Origin of the sequence: Ancylobacter dichloromethanicus, assembly GCF_018390645.1 — a bacterium.
GTDB lineage: Bacteria > Pseudomonadota > Alphaproteobacteria > Rhizobiales > Xanthobacteraceae > Ancylobacter > Ancylobacter dichloromethanicus.
Genome location: NZ_JAHBGC010000020.1, coordinates 326904 through 342380, shown reverse-complemented (window position 1 = coordinate 342380; position 15477 = coordinate 326904). Strand labels below are relative to the sequence as shown.

Here is a 15477-nt window from a genome sequence, read left to right as displayed (position 1 = left end):
AACGTTTTACCGATCCCTAGGGCGCCGGCGCGGCCGGCGGCGTGGTCGCCGCCTCCTCGCGGGTGCGGTCGATGCCGAGCCGGCGCTCGCGCCAGATCACGAACAGCCCGGCGCCGATCACGATGGCGCCGCCGAGCAGCACCAGCAGCGGCGGCACCTCGGCGAACAGGATGAAGCCGAGCAGCAGCGACCACAGCATGGCGGAATAGGCGAAGGGCGCCACCACCGAGGCCGGGGCATAGCGGTAGCTCTCGGTCAGCAGGATCTGGCCGACCCCGCCGAGAACGCCGATCGTCAGCAGCAGCAGCGCCTCGCGCCCGTTCGGCAGCACCCAGCCCCAGCCGGCGGTGGCGAGGCCCGCAAGGGCCGCCAGCGCCTGGAAATAGAACACGATGGCGGCGGTGGTCTCGGTCTGCGTCAGCCGCCGCACCTGCACCATCGCGCCGGCGGTGAAGCCGGCCGCCATCAGCGCGAACAGCGCGCCGAACATGTGGCCGGGCGTGTCGAACGAGCCGTGCATGTGCGGCCACAGCATCACCACCACGCCGCCGAGCCCCACCACCACCGCCGCCCAGCGATAGATCTGCACCCGCTCGCGCAGCACCAGTGCCGCCAGCGCCACGGTGAGCAGCGGCGCGGCGAAGCCGATCGCGGTGGCGTCCGCCAGCGGGATGCGCGCCAGCGCGGCGAAGCTCAGGCCCATGGCGCAGACGCCGATGGTGCCGCGGGCGATGTGGCCGAGCGGATGGGCGGTGCGCACCGCCGCGCTGATCTCGCCGCGCCAGGCGAGCAGGGCGAGCAGCGGGAACAGGGCGAAGAACGAGCGCGAGAAGACGATTTCGCCGGTCGGAACATGATCCGAGACGATGCGGACGAGGGCCGACATGATGGTGAAAAGGAACGTCGCGCCGACCTGAAGCGCGATGCCCTTGAGCGCGTGCATGATGGGCGCCATGGAGCACGGTTCCCGGCCGCCCGCAAGCGGCCGGAAAGCGCTCTTTCAGGGAAACGGATCGCCCCCCGCCAGCGCGATACCGCCGAACACCGCAAGGACCGCCAGCGCGAGGCAGGCCAGCGCCCGCCCGACGGCGCCCGGCGTCGCCGGCGCCCGGTCGGCATAGGTCCCGGCCGGCTTGGTGCCGGTGATCATGGCGCGGACCAGGTTGTCGCGGCCCAGCAGCGAATAGGCGAGATTGGCCACCACATGCAGGCCGATCAGCCCCAGCAGCCACGGGTAGAGCCACTGGTGCCAGGACGAGGCGCTGCGGATCGTCGCGTCGCTCGCCACCGCGGTCAGCGGGCCGTAGACGATGATGTCGTCGCTGGTGAACAGGCCGGTGAGCCCCTGTGCCGCCAGCAGCGCCAGCAGCGCCACCACCATCCAGCCACCCAGCGGATTATGGCCGAGAAAGTGCGGCGGGCGTCCGGAGAACAGCCCTGCCGCATAACGCAGGGCGGCCACCGGCCCGCGAACGAAGCCGGCAAAGCGTGCCGTCGAGCCGCCGACGATCCCCCACAGCAGCCGGAACACGATCAGCACCAGAATGGCGAGGCCGTTCCACTGGTGCCAGACGAAACCATCATCGCCCCAGTAGCGGCTGACGAAGGCGAGCCCGACGAGCGCGGCCAGGCCCCACTTGGCCAGCCGCGTCGGCAGGTCCCACGCCAGCACCTGTGCCGGCGTGGGGGAGAGGGTCTGCGCGCCGGTCAATTCTTCTGCCGGTAATTGTCGTGGCATCCGCCGCAATTGCGGACCACGGCGGGGAAGTTGGCCTTGAAGCTCGCCTCGTCGGTGATCGCCGCGCGCGCCGCGGCGGCATCCGTGCCGAGCTTGGCGAAACGGGCGTCGAAATCTGCCTTGTTGGTCCAGATCGCCGGCAGCGCCTCGGTGTCGGGATCGGAATCGGACCCTTCGGGAAACAGCGTCGGCAGCACCTTGGCGTTCTTCACATAGGCGTCGAGCGCGGCCTGCACCGTCGCCAGATCGAAGGGTGTGCTGCCCCGCAGCATGCCGCCGACCGGCTTGGTCAGGTCGCCGAACTGTTTGAGAAGGGTCTGCCGTTCCTTGACGACATCGGCTTGGGCCATGACCGCCGTCGCGGCCACAACGGTGAGAATGCCGGCTGCAAGCGCAGCCGTCAGGCGACGAACCATGAGTTGCTCCCTCATCGACACGCCAGAACCGGCGCGCGCGCTGCGAGACTATTGTGCGCGGGTGCGATGGCAATGAGCCGAAAGCCGTGTTCGCGCGCTCGTGATGGCGGCGGCGAGAGGTATGGAGAATATATAATGCCTCTTGCGGATCGTGGTTTTCCGCATTCTCATCGGCGCGCAATCACCTTACGTCAGAACAACCGCCGTCAGGAGAGAGAAACGCCATGTCCATCCGCACCATCCTGCTGCACGCCGCCCCTGATTCGGGCTTCGGCGACCGACTGAGCTTTGCCGTCGCGCTCGCGCGCCAGGCAGGGGCGCACCTCAAGGCGGTCTACACGCTCTACCCGGCGGGCGTGCCGCGCGTCGGCCGGGCCCTGTCGATCTATGTGAACGAACTCGTGCACGAGGCGAAGGAGAAGGAAGCCGGCCTCAAGGCGCAGTTCGAAACCGCGACCGAAGCCGCGGGCGTGAAGGGCTCCTGGCAGACGGTCGAGGGCGAAGTGACCTCGGCCCTGCGCGACGAGGTCACCTTCGCCGACGTCACCGTGGTCAGCGAGACACCTTATGGCACGGTCGACGACCAGCTCGCCGCCACGCTGCCCGAGCACCTCGCCCTCGCCTGCAACGGCCCGGTGGTCGTGGTGCCGACCGGCAAGCCGGTACCGGCCCGCATCGGCCGCGTGCTGGTGGCGTGGAAACCCTCGCGCGAGGCCGGCCATGCGGTGCGCTTCGCGCTTCCCGTGCTCACGGTCGCCGACGAGGTCGAGGTGCTCACCGTCGAGGAAGGCACGCCGGGAATCGCCGATTCGGGCGCCCGGCTCGCCGCCTACCTGACCACCCATGGCGTGAACGCGAAGCATCACCATGCCGCTGGCGGGCACGCCAGTTCCATCATCGCCAACGAAGCGCAGAAATTTGGCGCCGACCTCCTGGTGATGGGCATTTACAGCCGCTCGCGCCTCGCCGAGATGATCCTCGGCGGCGTCACCGCCTCGCTGCTGGTCGACCCGCCGGTGCCGTTGTTCGCCGCCCATTGAGCGGGCACGCCCCACGCCCGACCTCCTGCGCAGGCCGCCGGTTCCGATGAGGGGCCGGCGGCCATTTCATTTCGAGCCACCGCCGGCGTTTGCCGGTTGCGCAGGCGTCGCGGGAGCCCTAGCTGTCGTCCGGCCCGCCCCCGCGAGGAATACCCGGTGTCGCTGTCGTCCCAGCTCCTGCCCATGTTCCTGTTCGCACTCGCCGGCGCGCTCACGCCGGGGCCCAACAACATGATCTCGGCCGGTTCGGGCGCCGCCTTCGGCTTTCGCCGCACGCTGCCGCAGATCTGGGGCGTCACGGTCGGCTTCGCCGTCATGATCGTCGCCATCGGCATGGGGCTCGGCACGCTGTTCCTGGCCATTCCCTACATGCACCAGACGCTGAAGATCGTCGGGTCGCTCTATCTGCTCTACCTCGCCTGGAAGATCGCCAATGCCGGTGGCCCGGGCGCCGGCGCCGCCGTCGAGAAGCCGATGACGCTGCTGCAGTCGGCGCTGTTCCAGTGGGTCAACCCGAAGGCATGGACCATCGCGCTGTCCATCGTGCCGGCCTTCACCACGGTCGGCGGCGACGACCTGTTCGGCGAGGTGGCGATGATCGCAGCCGTCTCCGGCATCGTCGCCTTTCCCAGCCTGTGCCTGTGGGCGGGGTTCGGCGCCCTGCTCGCCCGCCTGCTGTCGACCCCGCGCCAGCAGCGTATCGTCAACTATGCGATGGCGGCGCTGGTGGCTTTGAGCGTGGTCATGCTGCTGCTCTGACAAGCGCCTGTGAACCGTGCGGCGCCGCACCCGTCATAAAAACGTGATGCGACTCGGGCTTATCTCGCCTCATGGAGACATTGCCCAGCCCCTATGCGGGCATGATCGAGGGGGCTTCCGAGGTGAACGACGCACCCGAGGCACGCCGCTACCGTAGCCTGTTCCTGTCGGATGTCCATCTCGGCACGAAAGGCTGCCAGGCCGATCTTCTGCTGGATTTTCTGCGCTACCACGACGCGGACACCATCTACCTCGTCGGCGACATCGTCGACGGCTGGCGGCTGCGCTCCGGCTGGTACTGGCCGCAGACGCATAACGACGTGGTGCAGAAGCTGCTGCGCAAGGGCCGCAAAGGTTCGCGCATCGTCTACCTGCCGGGCAACCATGACGAGTTCCTGCGCGACTATTACGGCAGTCATTTCGGCGGCATCGAAGTGGTCGAGACGGCGATCCACGAGGGCGCCGACGGCAAGCGCTACCTCGTCATCCATGGCGACGTGTTCGACGTCGTGGTGCGCCACGCCCGCTGGCTGGCGTTTCTCGGCGACGGCGCCTACACCGCCGCGCTGGGCCTCAACACCTATCTCAACTGGGCCCGCCGCAAGCTCGGCTTTCCCTATTGGTCGCTGAGCCAGTGGGCCAAGCTGAAGGTCAAGAACGCGGTCAACTTCATCGGCCGCTTCGAGGAGGCGGTGGCCACCGAGGCGCGCCGCCACAAGGTGGACGGGGTGGTGTGCGGCCACATCCATCACGCCGTGATCCACGACCATTTCGGCGTCGAGTACATTAATTGCGGCGACTGGGTGGAAAGCTGCACCGCGATCGTCGAACATGACGACGGGCGCCTGGAACTGATCGACTGGGCGCGCCAGACCCGGGCGCGGGTGGCCGCGCCGCTGCTGCTCGAACGGCCGAAGGTCGCCGCCTGATGCACATTCTCGTCGCGACGGATGCCTGGCTGCCGCAGGTCAATGGCGTCGTCCGCTCGCTTCAGAACACGGCGCGCGAGGCGGAAAAGCTCGGCGCGCGGATCGACTTTCTCACCCCGGCCGATTTCCGCACCGTGCCGATGCCGACCTATCCGGAGATCCGGCTGGCGCTCGCCACCCCCGGTCGCCTCGGCCGCCGGATGAACGAGATCGGCGCCGACTACGTCCACATCGCCACCGAAGGGCCGATCGGCATCATGGCCCGGCGCGCCTGCCTGCAGCGCGGGCAGAGCTTCACCACCAGCTACCACACCCGCTTTCCCGAATATCTGTCGGCCCGCGCGCCGGTGCCGGAAGTGCTTTCCTATGCCTGGCTGCGGCGCTTCCACAATGCCGGCGCCGGGATCATGGTTTCGACCCCGACGCTGGAGGCGGAACTGCGCGGGCGCGGCTTCCGCAACATCATGCGCTGGTCGCGCGGCGTCGACGCCGAACTGTTCCATCCCCGCCCCGAGGCGGAAATGGACCCGCTGGTCGCCGCCCTGCCCCGCCCGATCTTCCTCTCGGTCGGGCGCGTCGCGGTGGAGAAGAACATCTCCGCTTTCCTCGATCTCGACCTGCCCGGCTCGAAGGTGGTGGTCGGCGAAGGCCCGGCGCGCGCGGAGCTTCAGGCCCGGCACCGCGACGTGCACTTCCTCGGGCTCCGGGAAGGCGAGGCGCTCGCCCGCATCTACGCGGCGGCGGACGTGTTCGTGTTCCCCAGCCTCACCGACACGTTCGGCATCGTGCTGCTGGAAGCGCTGGCGAGCGGCCTTCCGGTCGCCGCCTTCCCGGTCACCGGGCCGAAGGATGTGATCGGCGAGGCGGACCTGCTGGCCGAGGCACCGGTCGGCGTGCTCGACACCGACCTGCGGCGGGCGGCGCTGGCCGCGCTCGATCTCGACCGGGAGGCCGCGCGCGCCTATGCGCAGCGCTTTTCCTGGCGCGCCTGCACCGAGCAGTTCCTGCACAATATCGAACTCGCCCACGCCCGGGCCCACGCCACTCCCGGCGCCGTCGCGGTCTGAGCTTCAGGCGGCGGCGAGGCAGCGGGCGAAGGTCGACTGGTCGACATTGCCGCCCGACAGAACGAGGGCGGCGACCTTGCCGCGAAGATCGAGCGCGCCGGCCAGCACGGCGGCCAGCGCCACCGCCCCGCCGGGCTCGACCACGATCTTCATTTCCTCGAAGGCGAACGCCACCGCCCGCGCCACCTCCTCGTCGGAGGCGGACACGCCCTCGCCGACGAGGCGCGAGGAAATCTCGAAGGTCAGCCGGCCCGGCGTCGCCGCCAGCAAGGCGTCGCAGATCGAGCCGCTCGCCTGGTTGTTGCGCTCGCGCCCGCCGGAGCGGAACGAGCGCGCGTGATCGTCGAAGCCAGCGGGCTCGGCGGTCATGATCCGCGCCTCGGCAAAATGCTGCTTCACCGCCAGCGCGATGCCGGAAACGAGGCCGCCGCCGGAGGCATTCGCCACCACGATGTCGGGGACAAGCCCCAGCGCCGCGAGGTCCTCGGCGATCTCCAGCCCCACCGTGCCCTGGCCGGCAATGATGTGGAAATCGTCATAGGGCGGCACGAAAATGGCGCCGCGCGCACGGGCGATCTCGTCGGCGATGGCGTCGCGGTCGTCGCGCTCGCGGTCATATTCCACCACCTCGCCGCCGAAGGCGATGGTGCGCGCCCGCTTCATCGCCGGCGCATCGCTCGGCATCACGATCACGGAACTCATGCCCATCAGTGTTGCCGCCGCCGCCACGCCCTGCGCGTGGTTGCCGGAAGAGCAGGCGACCACCCCGCCCCCTCGCTGGTCCTCGGGGATGCGCGAGATGCGGTTATAGGCACCGCGGAACTTGAACGAGCCGGTGCGCTGGAGTGGCTCCGGCTTCAGGAACACGCGCCCGCCGGTGATTTCGTCGAGCCGGGCGCAGGTGATCAGCGGCGTGCGCACCGCCACGCCCGACAGGCGTTCGGCGGCCGAGGCCACATCGGCGAAGGTGGGAAGGGCGTTGCTCTGAATCATGCTGCCAGCTTAGTCCGGCGGCCGGGCGCGCGCTTGCGATTTCACCGCCTTTCGCGCCACCTTTTTCGCGATACGACGCCGCCCGCTTGCGCCCTATCGCCGGGCCGACCTAAATACATGTCACATAACGCCAAACAGGAGCCGGCATGTCGGGCCGAACGCGCAGTCTCGATCGAGGCGACATGGATGCCGGGGCGCAGGCGATCACCGGCCAGCTCGGCCGTACCATCCAGCGCCTGCGCAAGGCCTACAATCTCTCGCTGTCCGAGCTTTCCGAGCAGTCCGGCGTCGCCAAATCGATCATCAGCCAGATCGAGCGCAACGAGACCAACCCGACGCTGGCCACCGTCTGGCGGCTCTCGCAGGCGCTCGACATGTCGATCGACCGCTTCATGGCGGCGACCGACGACGAGCCGTTCGTCGAGCACCTGACCCGCGCCGATACGCCGATCCTGGTCTCCGAGGACGGCAAGTGCCGGCTGACCATCACCGGCTGGATCAAGACGGTGGAATGGCTGCAATGGTTCGACTTCGTCGCCGGGCCGGGCGGCGAGCTGGTGTCGGACGGCCACCAGCGCGGCTCGGTGGAGTGCCTATCCGTGCTCGCCGGCGAATTGCAGGTCGAGTGCGGCGACGTGGTGGAGACCGCCCGCGCCGGCGAGACGCTGCGCTACCGCTGCGACCGCCGCCACATCATCCGCAACATGGGCACCGAACCGGCCCACGCCACCATGGTGTGCCTGCTGAAGGCCGCCGTGCTCGACTGAGGGAGCAGAGGCGCGGGCCGCAGGTACGGGCCGACCCTCCTTCGAGGCTCGCTGCGCTCGCGCCTCAGGATGACGTTGCCTTTTCACAGAATGAGGCTTCGTCATGCCGAGGTGCCCTGCGCAGCAGGGCCTCGAAGCACGGCCCCTTGGCAAGGCAGCGTCGGGCGAAGCAGGCCGCCGAAGCGGCCTGCGTGACGCTTGCCCTCAGTCGAGCTTGCCGAGCGAGATGAACTGGGTCTCGCCCGAGGAACCGTCGACGCCGTCATTGTCGGTGACGATGAAGGCGTTGCCATTGGCGTCGATAGCGAAGCTCTCGACCTTGTCAAGCACATAGCCGTGCGGCGCCTGGAGCAGCGACAGCAGGTCCTTGACCTCGCTCTTGGTGAGTTCAGCCGGCTTGTCCTCGCTGCCGAGAACCACCGGCGTCACCCCCTTGAGCGAGACATAGGCGAGCTTCTTGATCGCCGCGTCCGAGCCGATCTGGTTGTCGCGCTCGATGGCGATCAGCCCGTCCTTGTAGGGCGCCAGCTCGGAGAGGCCGACCCAGCCCTTGGCGGACGCGTCGAGCGGGTAGCGCACATAGCCCCAGCTCTTGTCGGCGGGCTTGTAGGCGATGAGCTTGGTGAAGCCCTTCGGGTCGTCCTTCCACTCGCGCTGGACGGCGATCCACACCGTCTCGTCGGCGCCGGAGCCGATGACCGCGACGCCCTCGAAGCCGAAGCGGCCGGCCTGCGCGGCCACCGCCTCGGGAAGCGCGATCTCCTCGGCGACGGTGCCGTCGGCGTCGACGCGCAGCAGCAGGTTCTGCGTCGCCTTTTCCTTATTTTCCGGGTTGCCTTCGGAGACGACCCAGAAGCCGCCCTCGGGACGCACCGCGATGCCTTCGAGGTCGAGCCCCTTGGCCGGCGCGCCGTCCTTGGTCAGCACGGTGGCGGCGACGATCCGGGCCGGCGTCGCGGTGGCGTCGACGGTGAGGATGCGCGCCTGCGCATAGGCGCTGTCGGTCACCGCATAGAGCTTGCCCGGCTCCTTGGCGTCGGCGGCGAAGCCCGACAGGGCCGACCACCAGATCGGCAGCCCGTCCGGGCCGTCCGCCGAAACGATGGTCGGATAGGCCGGCTTGGCGCCCGGCTGGCGCTGATACACGGTGACGACGGAGCCGATGCCGCCCTTCTTGCGCAGGTCGGTCTCGGCCGCGGTGACGAAGAGTTCGCGGGCGGGAATGGCGATCAGCCCCTCCGGCCCGATGCCGCCCGGCAGCACCTGCAGCAGTTCCGGCGCCTCGGCGCCGCCCTTGTCGCGATAGACGAAGACCAGCGAGCCGCGCTCCGAGGCGACGAAGATCAGGCGCTCGCCGTCGAAGGTCGCGACTTCCGCGCCCTCCATCTCGATGCCCTTCTTGTTGCGCTTGTCGGGGTAATGGCCGAGCCGCACCGCCAGATGCTCCGGCGCGTTGCCGCTCTCGAACAGCAGCTTGCCGGTCTTGTCGAAGATCGAGAAGCCGCGCGTGCCGCCCTTCCAGTCGCCTTCATTGGCGATGACGAAGCGATCGTCGTCGATCCACTGCACGGTATCGGGCTCGCGCGGCACCGCCTTCTTGGAGCCGGACAGGTCGATGACGCCATCCTTCTTGGTGTCGATCTGGTCGAGATCGACGGTGCCGGCGGAGAAATGCGCCGTGACCTTGCCGGTGGGCAGGTCGACCACGACGATGTGGTTGTTCTCCTGCAGGGTGACGACCACCTCGTTGCGCGAGTTGATGTCGACATATTCCGGCTCGGGGTCCTCGGGGGCCACGGCGGCGAGGCCGGTTAGGTCGATCACCTTCCTGGATTCGTCGACGACGCGGCCGTTCTTCACCTCGAAGGTGGTGAGGTTGCCGGCCGGCATCTGCGGGAGAGCGCCGTCGTCCAGGTCCTCGTCACGCTCATTCTCGATCGCGATGGCGAGGTAGCTGCCGTCCGGGCTCTTGGTGATCGAGTCCGGCTGGCCGCCGATGTCGATCTTGTCCTCGACCTTGCGGGTGGCGAGGTCGACCACGGCGAGATGGCCGGAGGGCTTGGACTTCGATTCCGAGGTGTTGACGCCGACATAGGCCTTGCCGCCGATCACCACCGTCGTGGTCGGCTCGCCGTCGAGCGCGACCACGCCGGCCGGCTTCGGCGCCGCCGGGTCGGTGATGTCGATGAAGCCGATCCGCTGGCCGGGGCTGTCGCTGTAGATCAGCGTGTTGCCGTCCTCGGTGAAGGTGATGATCTCCGCGGCGGTCGACTTGGCCGGGTCGGTGCCGGCCGGCAGGTTCTCCACCACATTGAAGGTGGCGATGCGATTGAACGCTGCGTCGGCCGCAGAAGACGGCGACGCCAGCGCGACGAGCGCGAGCACGGCGGCGGAAACGCTGGCGAGAAGCATCGGGCGCATGACGGGGAACTCCGATCTCAAAGCGGGCCGACCGCCCGCGCTGATGCGGTTCAAGTCCCTGCCGATGACAGACGGATGACGATCCGGGCACCCGGCAGTGATTTGCCGCCCCACCCGCGCCGGCAGGAGCGCGCCCGCCCCGTGACCGGCAGACGCCCTGCCGCAGAGAAAGCCCGACCGTTGCGCCGCGACGCGCGCATATCCGCAAGCATTCGACTTTCGGATGACGCGATTACAGTAAAAATCATGAATTAGGGCTTGCACTCGCCCTTCCGGCATCGTCTCCTTGCGGCATCGGGACAAGGCGATCAATCGCCGCCCGGCGGGCACGACCCGCAAGGAAACGCCATAGGAGGAACCGCCCATGACCGAAACGTCAGGGAAGAGCACGGACGCGCGTCAGGACACGGGTACCAGTCGCCGCCGCTTCATTGCCACTGCCGCCGCGGCCGCCGCCAGCGTCACCGTCGCGGCCCCCGCTGTGCACGCGCAGGCCCCGATCAAGCTGAAATTCCAGTCCACCTGGCCGAACAAGGACATCTTCCACGAGTTCGCCGGCGACTATGTGAAACGCGTCAATGCCATGACCGGCGGGCGCGTCGAGCTGGAGATCCTGCCGGCGGGCTCGGTCGTTCCCGCCTTCCAGATGCTCGACGCGGTGTCCTCGGGTATTCTCGACGGCGGCCATGGCGTCGCCGCCTATTGGTACGGCAAGAGCAAGGCGTTCTCGCTGTTCGGTACCGCCCCGGCCTTCGGCTGGGACGCCGACGAACTGCTCGGCTGGGTCCGCTACGGCGGCGGCCAGGAACTCTATGACGACCTGGTGCAGAACACGCTGAAGCTGAACGTCGTCGGCATGCTGACCGGCCCGATGCCGAGCCAGCCGCTGGGCTGGTTCAAGAAGGAAATCACCAGCGCCGACGACATGAGGGGCATGAAATACCGCACCGTCGGCCTCGGCGCGGATCTGTTCAAGGAATTCGGCGCGGCGGTGACGATCGTGCCGGGCGGCGAAATCGTGCCGGCGATCGATCGTGGCCTGCTCGACGGCGCCGAGTTCAACAACCCCTCCTCCGACCTTATCCTCGGCTTCCCCGACGTGGCCAAGGTCTACATGCTCGGCAGCTACCATCAGGCGCTCGAATGCTTCGAGATCCTGTTCAACAAGACCAAGTTCGACAGCCTGCCCAACGACGTGCAGGAAATCCTCAAGGGTGCGTCCGACGCCACTTCCGCAACCATGATGTGGAAGGCGCAGGACCGCTACTCGAAGGATCTCGAAGCCATCAAGGCGCGCGGCGTGAAGGTTCTGCCGACGCCGAAGGCGGTGCTCGAGGCCCAGCTCAATGCCTGGGATACCGTGATCGCCAACCTCTCGGCCGATCCGGTGTTCAAGAAGGTCGTCGACAGCCAGAAGGACTGGGCCAAGCGCATCGTCGGCTTCCGTCTCGAATATGAGCCGGACTCGAAGTTCGCCTACGACCACTTCTTCAAGACGGCCTGACCGGCTGTCGCGTGCGCCCCTCTCCGGCGACGGAGAGGGGCTTTTGGTTTCGGCACGGCACTGGTGGTCTGCGCACAGGACCGCGACACGGCTCCGCGCACCGGTGCGGAGGTGCGCCCAAATGGCCGCGCCCGAAGCCCGCGCCGCCCGTGCCATGCCACAAGAGGCCCCTTCCCATGCAATCCATCCTTCTCGGCGTTGACCGGGTGAACGCCTTCATCGGCAAGGTGTTCGCCTGGTGCATCGTCATCCTCATGGCCGTCGTCTGCTACGAGGTGTTCCGCCGCTACGTCCTGAACGACCCCACCACCTGGGTCTACGATGTCAGCCTCATGCTCTATGGCGCGCTGTTCATGATGGCCGGCGCCTACACCCTGTCGCGCAACGGCCATGTCCGAGCCGACTTCGTGTACCGGAAGTGGCATCCGCGCACCCAGGCGAAGACCGACCTGGCGCTCTACTTCCTGTTCTACTTCCCCGGCATATTGGCGCTGATCTATTCCGGCTGGGGCTATTTCTACCTGTCCTACCTGCTGAACGAGCACTCCTCCTTCAGCCCGGACGGGCCGGTGATCTGGCCGTTCAAGGCGCTCATTCCCATTACCGGCGTGATGATGCTGCTGCAGGGCATGGTCGAGGTGGTGCGCTGCTGGATCTGCATCCGCGACGGCGACTGGCCGCAGCGGCTGCACGACGTGGAAGAACTGGAGAAGATCATTCTCGACGAGGCGGCCGCCAAAGCCGCCCGGGAAGAAGCTGCCGCAAACGCTGCCGAGCGTGAATCCACCACCCGGGGTTCCCTGTGATGTTCCTGTCCGATCCCGCACTCGGCATCCTGATGCTGGTTGTCTTCCTCATCCTGCTGATGCTCGGCTTCCCCATCGCCTTCACCCTGATGGCGCTGGGCGTCGCCTTCGGCTACCTCTCGATCGGCGACGGCATCTTCCAGCTCTTCGTCCAGCGCACCTATTCGGTGATGGCGAACGACGTGCTGATCTCGATCCCGCTGTTCCTGTTCATGGGCTATGTGATCGAGCGCGCCAACATCCTCGACCGGCTGTTCCGCGCCATCCAGCTCGCCGCCGGCTGGATTCCCGGCTCGCTCGCCGTCGCCACCCTCATCACCTGCGCCCTGTTCGCCACCGCCACCGGCATCGTCGGCGCCGTCGTCACGCTGATGGGCCTGCTGGCCTTTCCGGCGATGCTGCGCGCCGGCTATGACACCAAGATCGCCTCGGGCGTGGTGTGCGCGGGCGGCTGCCTCGGCATCCTGCTGCCGCCCAGCGTGATGCTCATCCTCTACGGCGCCACGGCCGGCGTCTCGGTGGTCAAGCTCTATGCGGCCGCCTTCTTTCCCGGCCTGGCGCTGGCGGGCATGTATATCGCCTACGTCATCATCCGTGCGATGCTGAACCCCTCTCTGGCACCGAAGCTGCCGGAAGCGGAACGCAACGTGCCGACGCTGACCATCATCTGGGCGCTGCTGACCTCGTTTCTTCCCCTCGTCGCGCTGATCGTCACCGTGCTGGGCTGCATCATCTTCGGCCTCGCCACACCATCCGAGGCGGCGGCGGTCGGTGCGCTCGGCGCCATCGTCCTCGCCCTCGCCTACCGCACCTTCAGCGTCGAGAAGCTGAAGGATTCGGTGTTCCTCACCGCGCGTGCCTCGGCCATGGTGTGCTGGCTCTTCGTCGGTTCGGCGGTGTTCTCCGCCGTGTTCGCCCTGCTCGGCGGGCAGCGCGTGGTCGAAGAGTTCATCATGGGTCTGGACATCGGGCCGATCGGCTTCCTGATCCTCACCCAGATCATCATCTTCGTGCTCGGCTGGCCGCTGGAATGGACCGAGATCATCGTGATCTTCCTGCCCATCTTCCTGCCGCTGCTGGACCATTTCGGCATCGACCCGATCTTCTTCGGGGTGCTGGTGGCGCTGAACCTGCAGACCTCGTTCCTGTCGCCACCGGTGGCGATGGCTCCCTTCTACCTGAAGGGCGTGGCGCCCAAGCATGTGACGATCGAGGAAATCTTCTCCGGCGTCATGCCCTTCATCTTCATCGTCGTGTTCGCGATGGTCCTGCTCTACACCTTCCCGAACTTCGCGCTCTGGCTGCCGGGCTATCTCTACGGTGGGTGAGTGGAACGGTGGCGCGTCCTTCGAGGCTCACCTCCGGCTCGCACCTCAGGATGACGAAGGGGACACGACCAAAAAGCCCTTCGTCATGCTGAGGAGCGGGGCACAGCCCCGCATCTCGACGCACGCAGAGCCCCCAGCCGCGGCGTGAACATTCTCAGGCAGTGAGCGCCTTGGGATCGCCCGGCGCGGTCTTCCAGCCGAGCGCGGGAAAGCGCACCACCCGCCGGCCACGGAAATCGGCCTCGCAGACGAGGTGGCCGCGCTCTTCCATATAGGTCAGCAGCCAGCGCCCGCGCGAGGGCGAGCGGCTGCCATAGGCCCGCGCCAGCGCCTCGTCGGCCGGCGAGGGTGCGCCGTCCATGCCGGCGCGCGCCAGCAGCAGGAACACGCCCTGCATCTCCTCCGGCAGCCCGGCGGCCTGCTCGACCGCCCGGCCCCAGCTCTCGTCGCCGGCGCGGGAATCGAGGCCGGCGCGGGCGATGGCGAGCCGGCGGGTGAATTCGGCGAGGTCCGGCACCTTGGAGCCGACCCGCCGCACCCGGCAATGCACCAGGAAATCGGGATAGAGCGCGGCGGCCGAGCGGAACGGTGCTTCCGGGTCCGAGACGAACTGGCGCACGATCTCCTCGACCAGCGCCTCGCGCTCGGCCTCGAAGGCGGCCGCGACCTCGGGGTCGACCGGCCCCGGCACCGGCGCCGGGGCGTCCTCCAGCGTTTCGAGGATGACCTCGGTGGCGGGCGGCGCGCGGCGTGGCGGCGGCGCGGGCAGCGGCTCGGTGCCGAGATCGTCGAAGATGAGGTCCTGGATCTGCGCCATGCCCAGTTCCGGCGGGGGCATCAGCGAGGGGCGCCCGTTGCGGCTGGCGGTCTCGACATCGCCGATCTTCACCGCCAGCGGCCGGCGCGACAGCGCCGGGCCGAGCGCCACGAAGGAGCCGGTATTCAGATCGCGAAAACTCTCCGCCTGCCGCTTCTCCATGCCCAGCAGGTCGGCGGCGCGCGCCATGTCGATGTCGAGGAAGGTACGGCCCATGAGGAAGTTGGAGGCTTCCGCGGCGACGTTCTTGGCCAGCTTGGCGAGCCGCTGGGTGGCGATGACGCCGGCGAGGCCACGCTTGCGGCCGCGACACATCAGGTTGGTCATGGCCGAGAGCGAGATGCGCCGCGCCTCGTCGGAAATCTCGCCGCCGCCGGCCGGGGCGAAGAGCTGCGCCTCGTCGACCACGACCAGCATCGGGAACCAGTACTCGCGATCGGCCTCGAACAGCCCGTTGAGAAACGCCGCCGCCGAGCGCATCTGCGCGTCCGCGTCCAGCCCTTCGAGATTGAACACCACCGAGGCGCGATGCCGGCGGATGCGGGCGGCGATGCGCTGGATCTCGCCGGCGGTGCGCTCGGCATCGATGACGACATGGCCGAAGCGCTCGGCCAGCCCGACGAAATCGCCCTCCGGGTCGATGATCGCCTGCTGCACGTGGCCGGCGCTCTGTTCCAGCAGCCGGCGCAGCAGATGCGACTTGCCGGAGCCGGAATTGCCCTGCACCAGCAGGCGCGTGGACAGCAGTTCTTCCAGATCGAGCCGAACCGGCTGTCCGGCGTTGCTGCTTCCAAGCTCGATACCGATCTTCATCTGCGATGACGCGTCCCTGGACCCTTCTGCCGCATTTGGCGACGGGTCGAACTGTGCGAAATCCGGGCGTTCCCTGCCG

General features: G+C 68.0%; 14 protein-coding genes. 8 read left to right on the top strand and 6 right to left on the bottom strand.

The genetic code is table 11. The annotated features are described in order from the left end of the window. Positions 1–16: 16 nt before the first annotated feature. Genes KHC23_RS10280 through KHC23_RS10270 form a run of 3 tightly spaced genes read right to left on the bottom strand, consistent with a single transcriptional unit; the run spans position 17 to position 2154 of the window. Positions 17–955 carry a DMT family transporter gene (locus tag KHC23_RS10280; RefSeq protein WP_246544497.1) on the bottom strand — a complete coding sequence of 313 codons (939 nt, stop codon included), beginning with the start codon at positions 953–955 and terminating at the stop codon, positions 17–19. Between the two features lie 45 nt (positions 956–1000). After that, positions 1001–1711 (bottom strand): cytochrome b/b6 domain-containing protein, encoded by a 711-nt coding sequence (locus KHC23_RS10275; RefSeq protein WP_246544496.1) that lies wholly within the window; start codon positions 1709–1711, stop codon positions 1001–1003. Continuing rightward, positions 1708–2154, bottom strand: a complete 447-nt coding sequence (locus KHC23_RS10270) for a c-type cytochrome (RefSeq protein ID WP_213372136.1) — start codon at positions 2152–2154, stop codon at positions 1708–1710. The genes KHC23_RS10275 and KHC23_RS10270 overlap by 4 nt, the downstream gene beginning before the upstream one ends. A 224-nt stretch (positions 2155–2378) precedes the next feature. On the opposite strand from KHC23_RS10270, the gene KHC23_RS10265 reads away from it, so the two are divergent. From KHC23_RS10265 to KHC23_RS10250, 4 genes are all read left to right on the top strand, one after another. Further along, positions 2379–3194 carry a universal stress protein gene (locus tag KHC23_RS10265; RefSeq protein ID WP_213372134.1) on the top strand — a complete coding sequence of 272 codons (816 nt, stop codon included), beginning with the start codon at positions 2379–2381 and terminating at the stop codon, positions 3192–3194. A 156-nt stretch (positions 3195–3350) separates the two neighbouring features. Beyond that, the gene (locus tag KHC23_RS10260; protein ID WP_213372132.1) at positions 3351–3953 is read left to right on the top strand and encodes a LysE family translocator; all 603 of its coding nucleotides are present in this window, start codon (positions 3351–3353) and stop codon (positions 3951–3953) included. Between the two features lie 101 nt (positions 3954–4054). Continuing rightward, positions 4055–4882: a UDP-2,3-diacylglucosamine diphosphatase gene (locus KHC23_RS10255; RefSeq protein WP_213373193.1), complete on the top strand. Its 828-nt coding sequence runs from the start codon at positions 4055–4057 to the stop codon at positions 4880–4882. Then, positions 4882–5949, top strand: a complete 1068-nt coding sequence (locus KHC23_RS10250) for a glycosyltransferase family 4 protein (protein WP_271188608.1) — start codon at positions 4882–4884, stop codon at positions 5947–5949. Before KHC23_RS10255 ends, KHC23_RS10250 begins: the two co-directional genes overlap by 1 nt. A 3-nt stretch (positions 5950–5952) precedes the next feature. On the opposite strand, the gene KHC23_RS10245 is transcribed toward KHC23_RS10250, so the two are convergent. Then, positions 5953–6942: a threonine ammonia-lyase gene (locus KHC23_RS10245; protein ID WP_213372130.1), complete on the bottom strand. Its 990-nt coding sequence runs from the start codon at positions 6940–6942 to the stop codon at positions 5953–5955. 146 nt (positions 6943–7088) lie between these two features. Between KHC23_RS10245 and KHC23_RS10240 the strand changes: the two genes are divergently transcribed. Further along, positions 7089–7709 carry a helix-turn-helix domain-containing protein gene (locus KHC23_RS10240; protein WP_213372128.1) on the top strand — a complete coding sequence of 207 codons (621 nt, stop codon included), beginning with the start codon at positions 7089–7091 and terminating at the stop codon, positions 7707–7709. 204 nt (positions 7710–7913) lie between these two features. Here the strand turns inward: KHC23_RS10240 and KHC23_RS10235 are convergent, their stop codons facing one another. Further along, positions 7914–10130: an esterase-like activity of phytase family protein gene (locus tag KHC23_RS10235; RefSeq protein ID WP_373878502.1), complete on the bottom strand. Its 2217-nt coding sequence runs from the start codon at positions 10128–10130 to the stop codon at positions 7914–7916. 364 nt (positions 10131–10494) lie between these two features. On the opposite strand from KHC23_RS10235, the gene KHC23_RS10230 reads away from it, so the two are divergent. From KHC23_RS10230 to KHC23_RS10220, 3 genes are all read left to right on the top strand, one after another. After that, complete coding sequence (locus tag KHC23_RS10230) at positions 10495–11634, top strand: TRAP transporter substrate-binding protein (protein WP_213372126.1); 1140 nt, start codon at positions 10495–10497, stop codon at positions 11632–11634. 176 nt (positions 11635–11810) lie between these two features. Beyond that, positions 11811–12440: a TRAP transporter small permease subunit gene (locus KHC23_RS10225; protein WP_213372124.1), complete on the top strand. Its 630-nt coding sequence runs from the start codon at positions 11811–11813 to the stop codon at positions 12438–12440. Then, complete coding sequence (locus tag KHC23_RS10220) at positions 12440–13768, top strand: TRAP transporter large permease (protein WP_213373190.1); 1329 nt, start codon at positions 12440–12442, stop codon at positions 13766–13768. Before KHC23_RS10225 ends, KHC23_RS10220 begins: the two co-directional genes overlap by 1 nt. A gap of 154 nt (positions 13769–13922) precedes the next feature. On the opposite strand, the gene KHC23_RS10215 is transcribed toward KHC23_RS10220, so the two are convergent. Further along, a complete protein-coding gene (locus KHC23_RS10215; RefSeq protein WP_213372122.1) occupies positions 13923–15398 on the bottom strand; it encodes a helicase HerA domain-containing protein in 1476 nt (491 codons plus the stop codon). Positions 15399–15477: the final 79 nt, after the last annotated feature.

Excerpts from the sequence above, each read along its gene's own strand:
- KHC23_RS10280 (WP_246544497.1), bottom strand. The coding sequence starts at position 955 with ATGGCGCCCATCATGCACGCGCTCAAGGGCATCGCGCTTCAGGTCGGC.
- KHC23_RS10270 (WP_213372136.1), bottom strand. The coding sequence starts at position 2,154 with ATGGTTCGTCGCCTGACGGCTGCGCTTGCAGCCGGCATTCTCACCGTT.
- KHC23_RS10265 (WP_213372134.1), top strand. The coding sequence starts at position 2,379 with ATGTCCATCCGCACCATCCTGCTGCACGCCGCCCCTGATTCGGGCTTC.
- KHC23_RS10255 (WP_213373193.1), top strand. The coding sequence starts at position 4,055 with ATGATCGAGGGGGCTTCCGAGGTGAACGACGCACCCGAGGCACGCCGC.
- KHC23_RS10250 (WP_271188608.1), top strand. The coding sequence starts at position 4,882 with ATGCACATTCTCGTCGCGACGGATGCCTGGCTGCCGCAGGTCAATGGC.
- KHC23_RS10245 (WP_213372130.1), bottom strand. The coding sequence starts at position 6,942 with ATGATTCAGAGCAACGCCCTTCCCACCTTCGCCGATGTGGCCTCGGCC.
- KHC23_RS10240 (WP_213372128.1), top strand. The coding sequence starts at position 7,089 with ATGTCGGGCCGAACGCGCAGTCTCGATCGAGGCGACATGGATGCCGGG.
- KHC23_RS10235 (WP_373878502.1), bottom strand. The coding sequence starts at position 10,130 with ATGCGCCCGATGCTTCTCGCCAGCGTTTCCGCCGCCGTGCTCGCGCTC.
- KHC23_RS10230 (WP_213372126.1), top strand. The coding sequence starts at position 10,495 with ATGACCGAAACGTCAGGGAAGAGCACGGACGCGCGTCAGGACACGGGT.
- KHC23_RS10225 (WP_213372124.1), top strand. The coding sequence starts at position 11,811 with ATGCAATCCATCCTTCTCGGCGTTGACCGGGTGAACGCCTTCATCGGC.
- KHC23_RS10220 (WP_213373190.1), top strand. The coding sequence starts at position 12,440 with ATGTTCCTGTCCGATCCCGCACTCGGCATCCTGATGCTGGTTGTCTTC.
- KHC23_RS10215 (WP_213372122.1), bottom strand. The coding sequence starts at position 15,398 with ATGAAGATCGGTATCGAGCTTGGAAGCAGCAACGCCGGACAGCCGGTT.